Below are 6130 nucleotides of genomic sequence, written 5' to 3' on the forward strand. Positions count from 1 at the left end.
CGCCCGTGCCGCCCCCACCGACCCTGAACGGCGACCCGGCAGCACCCCCGGAGCCCTCAGACAGCGCGAGTACTGTTCGAATTTCCGCGTTCGATGCGCCCGCCGTGCCGCATGCGCCGGCGGCCGTTCCGGCGGCCCTGCGCAGCGACGGCCTGGACCCGGGCCCGGCCGCTGCGGACGCGGGCCCGCCTCGCACCGGGGCGCTGTCCCTGGCCGCGATCCTCGCGATCGCCCTCGCCGCGTTCGAGGGATTGCAGACGTGGATTCAGGAGTCAGGGCCGCGCCGCGCGGAGGCGGCTGCGCACCAGCGGGAGCTGGAGCTGCTGGCGGCCAAAGCGAGCGCGGACGCTGCCCGGTATGCCGGGGAAGCCGATGCGGTCCGCGCCCGGGCGGGGGCCGCACGGCGGGATGTGCAGTCCAGCTACGACTACGGGCGCAGCGCCCTGGGACGGGGCTCTGGCAGCCCCGGACGCGGTGGCGGCGGCATGGGCTCGGGCAGGGCATGGCGGGGCGGCAGCGGCCGGCACAGCAGCTCCTTGAACGGGCTCGGCAGTGGCAGCCGAAACGCCGGCCCGCGCGGGCGAACCGACACCGTCTTCCCTCGAAACGGGGGCCTGCGCGGCCGAACTGACGGCGCATCGCCGCGAAACGTGGGCCCGTCGGGCCGAAACGGCGGTAGCGGCTCTGGGAGCGGCTCCGGGAAACCCGGCGGTCGTGGAGCAGGCTCTGGCGACGCGGCCGGGGGTCCGGGGCGGCGCTCGCCGCGCCGGGTCGCGTCCGACTGGTTGAGCAAGGGCAAACGCAACTCCCCCACCAAGCACTCCCCCGGCAGCCATGCGGGGGCCGTCGGCACGAAGGCCGCGATCCGGGGCGCGGTCAAGAACGCCAAGACCCCGCCCACGTTCTGGGACAAGGCCGGGGAACGGATGCGTAACCGGTGGAAGGCCCGCCGGTCCGGCACCGGCGCCGATGCCGGACCGGCGGGCGCTGCCCAGGGCGGGACGGGCAAGGGCACCTCGGGCGGCGGCCGTACGGCGCCGGTCAATGACGGCTGGACGGCGCCCGGCGAGCGGGTCGGTCTGATAGAGGCGCTGTGGCAGGCCGTGAACGGCCGGTGGAAGGCCCGTCGCGACCAGTGGAAGACCACTGGTGGCCCCCGCAACCGCAGGCCGTCCGCCCGCCCGTCCGGCGGGGGCGGCTCGGACGGGCGGGACGGTTCGGACGGGCGGAGCGGTTCGGGGGAAGCCGCTTCCGGGCCGCCCGGGCCAGAGTACGAACCGCGCGCCTCGCCGTTCGATACCGACACGGGGCCCGCCGTGACGATCACCGTGGAACAGGACGGCCCGGCCCGCTCCCACGGCACCCGCTGGCAGTCCGGCCCGAGCGGAGCCGCTGCGCAGCAACTGCCGCGCAGCGGGCCGCCGGCGCTGCCCCGTGCACCGCAGCGTCCGGCCGGGTCCCGGCCGGGCACCACCCGCAGAAAGGAACCCATCCCTATGCCTCCACCTCCCGCGCGCACAGCCACGCAGACAGTCGCTCCCGTCACTGCGTCGGTGCCTGCTGCGGGCGGCATGGCCGCTCGGCACGCCACCGAGATCACCCTCGACGACGCGTTGGAAGCCCTGACCGTGCTGACCACTGCCGGTATGGAGACCCACGACGACTGTGCCGAACTCGCCCGCCAGGCCCGCCAGCTGGTGGGCGAGCTGGAGGTGATGGCGCAGGACCTGGCGGAGACCCACAACGTCAGCGGCCCGCGCACCATGAAGGCCGTGGCGCTGCTGATCGAGCAGGTCGGCCAGCTCGCGGTCACCGCCCAGCGGATGGCCAAGGACGCCCTGGACGCAGCCGAGATCGCGGAAGCCGAAGAGAGTGCGATGGCTCGCGACTACCGGCCCGGCCAGATGGCCACCGTCGACGCCGGCCTCGCCGCACCGAGCGCGCGCATTCACAACGAGAACTGAAGGGAGCTCTCGTGGGACAGATCGCACCCGCGGTCGCCGCGGACGGCGCCGCCAACGGCTACACCGCCATCGCCGCGAAATTCAACGCTCTCCAGCACGCCGCGGCCTCGCTGATGGAAGAGGCCGAAGTGGTGGCGCAGCGGATGCGGACGAACGCCAACGCTGCCGTCCGTGTCGCTGAGCTGTGCGCGGCCGCGGAGGCCGACCCGGCGCATGTCGCGGCCGTCGCCGACGTCGGTGAGGCCTTCGGCAGGGTCGTCGGCGGCTGCAAGCGCCTGACGGGCGCCGCCGACCGTGTGCACCAGGCCGCCAGCCACCTCAGGAGCGAGCACCAGGCCGAGTACGGCGGCATCAACGCCGCCATGACCAGCTCCAGCGCCCGCCAGGCCAAGCCCGGCTTCTACGTGCCGCGCTGACCACGCCACCCCTCCCCTTCTGCGGGGCCGCACCCGGACGCCGGGCGCGGCCCCGCCCCCGTTTCCCACGCCCCTCCCGGACCCTTGAAAGGACTCGATCTGCCGTGATGCGCAGGATGCCCGCCCGGGCGAAAGCCGAGCTGACCGCCTACGCGGCATCCACCGCCGCGCTCGCCGTACTGCCCAGCATGGATCTGCTGCCCGCCCACGCCTCGGTCGCCGCGATCGGCGGCGCCAGCACCTGGTGGCTGTACCGGCAGGTCAAGAGCAGGGACTTCCGCAAGGCGGTCCGCAGCGGACAGCGGCTGCTCGCACCGATCACCGGCAGCGCCGTCTACGCCGCGGCCGCGATCGCCCCGGGCACCGGCTGGTGGGAGATCCCCCTCGCGCTCGCCTGGGGCGGCCTGATGTCCGCCTGGCTGCCCGCGACCCGCTCCACCTGGACACCGGCCGACGACATCGTCGGCACCTCCTACCCGCCCGGCTTCGCCGGTCTGGTCATGCAGTTGTGGGACCAGCACGAGGTCGCCCCCGGCACCTGGCTGGAGAAGATCGAGCAGACCATCTCGGGCCAGCACCCGGACTTCGTGTGTGACATCGTCGCCCCGCTCGGCAAGCCCGTGCCGCGCATCGAGGTCACCGACATCGCCGCCTGCTACGGCGTGCCGACGCTGTGCGTGTCCCTGGAAGAGACCGAGCACGGCCCGGGCCGGATCCGGCTGACCGTCGCCCCCACCCGCGGCAACGGCGACGCCATCGAGGACGTGTGGGCGAGTCGCGTCGCCCGTCCCGGCGGTGCCATCCCCGGCAGCCGCATCGTCCGCGTGGAGCGGCTGCCCGAGCAGGGACAGCTCCCGGCACGCGGCATGATCCTTGCCGAGGTCGAGCCCGGCGAGGTTGTCCGCGTCAATCACGACCAGCTGTGCTCCGCGTTCGGCGTGAAGGCTGAAGAGCTGCGCCTGGTCGCCGAGACACGCGGCAGCGAAGTCCTGGTGACCCTGTATGAGTCGGCGCCGTTGAAGGTGGCCCGCCGCGCCACCCGCGACCTGCTCACCCTCGACGCCTACGGCCGGTACACGATCGGCACCGCCCATGACGGCAGTGACGCCAAGGTCCACATGCGGTCCGCGTCCGGCACGCTCCACGGGTTCCTGGTCGGTGTCACCGGCTCCGGGAAGACAGTCAGCCTGGCGCTGATGTGTGCGGCGTGGGCGCTGGCCGGGCTGGCGAACTGGGTCACCTCAGCCCGGCCCGACGCGCAGATGTCCGCGGTCGGACGGCACGTCGACCGGCAGGGCTCGGGCGCCGTGTTCACCTGGTGGCTGCTGAAGGCGGCCATCGCGCTGATGGACATCCGCGGCGAGATGAACGCGGAGGCCGGCCACGACTTCTCCGCCCACTCCCCCTACCCGGGCCTGGTCCTGGTCCTGGACGAATTCAACTCGCTGACCGGCGACGACCTCTTCGGCGACGACATCGCGACCATGACGGACGTCCTCGCCCGCGAGGGCCGCAAGTTCGGCATCGGCGTCGTCTTTGCCGGACAGTCCCTCAACCTCGACAAGCTCGGAGGCAGCGCAAGCCTGCGCGACCAGGTGCAGGGCGGCATCGGTGTCGTCCTGCGGATCGCGGGCGGGATCGCTGCCCGGCAGGCCACCGGCGGACTCGCCGGCGACACCGAGCTCGCCCCGATTCCTGACCGGCTCGGGGCGCACATGTCGCTCATGGACCGCATGCTCGGCACCGCGAGCGACGCCCCCGGCGAGACCACCCAAGGGATGGGGCACACCGTCACCGGCTCCGACGCGGTCATGATGCGCACCCTGTACGTGCATCTGCCCGACGACGGCTCCCCCGACGGACTCGGCGAGATCTTCCCGGAGGGCGGCGGCATCAACACGCTCACCGACAGGGAGATCGCCGCTCTGACCGATCTGGGGTTGTGGCACGACTGGACGATGATGCCGCCCACCGGCAAGGACGACGACGGCGGCGGCGGGCCGGGCGCGACCAGCGGCGCCGGTGCCGGTATCGGCTCGTTCGGGCCGCCGCCGGTAACCAAGCCGCGCAAGACGGTCAAGGACAAGGTCCTGGACGTCGTCGACCGGGAGATGACCGCCAAGGAGATCCGCGGCCTGGTCGACGCCACCGCGGGCACCGTCCGCAACGCACTCAGTGACCTCGTGACGGAAGGCCGGCTGCTCCAGGTCGAGCACGGCGTCTACGCCCCGGTATCCACCGGTGCCACTGTCGCCGACGGCAGCGGCGGTGCCGGTGGTTGGGAGCTCCCGGACGGTGTCACGCCGGACCTGCTGCTGATGGCCGCCGACTTGGTCGTCACCACGCGGTTCGGGTCGCAGTCGATGCTCCAGCGCAAGCTGCGCGTCGGCTTCGCACTCGCCGGCGCCCTGCTGTTCGCCCTGGAAGAGCGCGGCCTGGTCGGCCCCGCCGACGGCAGCAAGGCCCGCGAGGTCCTGGTGCCCGTCGGTGCCGACGACGACGTTCTGCGCGAGCTGCGCGCCGACCTGGAGCAAGTCCTACAGGACTCCTGACAGCGGGGCCGGGCATCACGCTCCGCCCTCGCCCCTTCCTTGCCCTCGCTCACTGGTCCGGCCGGGCGCACCCGGCCGGACCAGTCTTGACCTCATCCGGGAGACATACATGGTCATCTCGATCTCTGCCGCGCTGCTGTTGGGCATCGTGGTCGTACTGCTGCTGCGTTCCGGCTACGTCCGCTTCGGCAGCGCGCTCGCCTGCGTCCTGTTCGGGTTCGCTCTCGCGTCCACGGGCCTCGCACCGGCCGTCACCGCCGTCCTGGAGGCCGTGACCGGCTGGCTTGCCGCACTCCCCCTCTGACCCCCAACCGTCCTACCGGTCCCTGGAGACTTCCGTGTCCGCCACCCCCGCCCCGGCCCGGCCAGCTCCCGCACCCGCCGCGCACCGTGAAGCGGGGCCCGGCGAGACCCTCAGCCTCGAAGCCCGCCTCGCCGCCATCGACGCCGCCATGACGGTCCGCCTGGACGAAGCAGCCGTCGCCTACGAGGTACGCACCGCCCACATCCACACCGACCCCGTCAGCCTGACCGACGTCGTCACCGTCCCCGACGCCCTCCCGGATACGCACACCACCCCGGCCGCGTCGCCCGCGACCTACCGCACGCCCGTCGCCGCGCTCCTCGAGCGCGCGCAGCACCGCATGACGGTCGGCGGCTGGTGCTCCGGCGCCCTCACCGACGCAAGCGGCGCCACCTGCATGATGGGCGCCATCCGCGCCGAAGCCGGCGGCAGCCACAACCTGGAAGCCGACGCCCTCGCCGTGCTGCGGGACGCGCTGAACCGCCGCTTCGGCGGAGACATCAGCGTGCCGGACTTCAACGACGCCCACGGCAGCGGCCGCGTCCCGGCGCGCATGCTCGGAGAGGCTGCCAGCCTCGCCGACGCCCGGCAGCTGTAGCCCGCCGGCCGGGCCGGTCAGTCCAGCTCGATGACCAGGCGCCCGTAGTCGTCCACCCACGCCGGATACACCAGCCCATCGACGATCGCGCGGTTGACGTACACGACCACGTCAGCGGCGACATCGATGACCAGCACCCCGTCATCGTCCGTGAAGGCCTGCCAGACCACTCGACGATGGTGCCGCCGGGCAGGAGCTCGCCGCTCTTCTCCGCCGCCTCGATCATGCGCAGGGCGATGCGGTCCTTCACGGATCCGCCCGGGTTGAAGTACTCCACCTTGGCCAGGACGGTCGCC

At 73.0% G+C, this 6130-nt stretch carries 6 protein-coding genes and 1 pseudogene; 5 read left to right on the plus strand and 2 right to left on the minus strand.

Annotated elements, in window-relative coordinates; all coding sequences use genetic code 11:
* Positions 1–785 precede the first annotated feature (785 nt).
* From FNH09_RS43525 to FNH09_RS43545, 5 genes are all read left to right on the plus strand, one after another.
* Positions 786–1964, plus strand: coding sequence for a hypothetical protein (locus tag FNH09_RS43525; protein ID WP_152895401.1), 1179 nt, complete (start codon positions 786–788; stop codon positions 1962–1964).
* 11 nt (positions 1965–1975) lie between these two features.
* On the plus strand, positions 1976–2380 hold the full coding sequence (locus FNH09_RS43530) for a hypothetical protein (RefSeq protein WP_152895402.1): 405 nt from the start codon (positions 1976–1978) through the stop codon (positions 2378–2380).
* 107 nt (positions 2381–2487) lie between these two features.
* Positions 2488–4932 carry a DNA translocase FtsK gene (locus FNH09_RS49300; RefSeq protein WP_238427448.1) on the plus strand — a complete coding sequence of 815 codons (2445 nt, stop codon included), beginning with the start codon at positions 2488–2490 and terminating at the stop codon, positions 4930–4932.
* A 109-nt stretch (positions 4933–5041) separates the two neighbouring features.
* The gene (locus tag FNH09_RS43540; protein ID WP_152895403.1) at positions 5042–5236 is read left to right on the plus strand and encodes a hypothetical protein; all 195 of its coding nucleotides are present in this window, start codon (positions 5042–5044) and stop codon (positions 5234–5236) included.
* A 34-nt stretch (positions 5237–5270) separates the two neighbouring features.
* A complete protein-coding gene (locus tag FNH09_RS43545; RefSeq protein ID WP_338017861.1) occupies positions 5271–5834 on the plus strand; it encodes a DUF6197 family protein in 564 nt (187 codons plus the stop codon).
* A 17-nt stretch (positions 5835–5851) separates the two neighbouring features.
* Here the strand turns inward: FNH09_RS43545 and FNH09_RS47370 are convergent, their stop codons facing one another.
* Together FNH09_RS47370 and FNH09_RS49305 are read right to left on the minus strand one after the other, a co-directional pair.
* Positions 5852–6004, minus strand: a complete 153-nt coding sequence (locus tag FNH09_RS47370) for a hypothetical protein (protein WP_162469988.1) — start codon at positions 6002–6004, stop codon at positions 5852–5854.
* Positions 6004–6130: pseudogene (locus FNH09_RS49305) on the minus strand (2,3-diaminopropionate biosynthesis protein SbnA); the annotation flags it as partial. The gene FNH09_RS47370 and the pseudogene FNH09_RS49305, both read right to left, overlap by 1 nt.

The sequence above is a fragment of the Streptomyces adustus genome, assembly GCF_009377175.1.
Lineage (GTDB): Bacteria > Actinomycetota > Actinomycetes > Streptomycetales > Streptomycetaceae > Streptomyces > Streptomyces adustus.

Bases quoted from the DNA above. Each gene is read 5' to 3' on its own strand.
- FNH09_RS49300 (WP_238427448.1), top strand. From the start codon at position 2,488: ATGCGCAGGATGCCCGCCCGGGCGAAAGCCGAGCTGACCGCCTACGCG.
- FNH09_RS43540 (WP_152895403.1), top strand. From the start codon at position 5,042: ATGGTCATCTCGATCTCTGCCGCGCTGCTGTTGGGCATCGTGGTCGTA.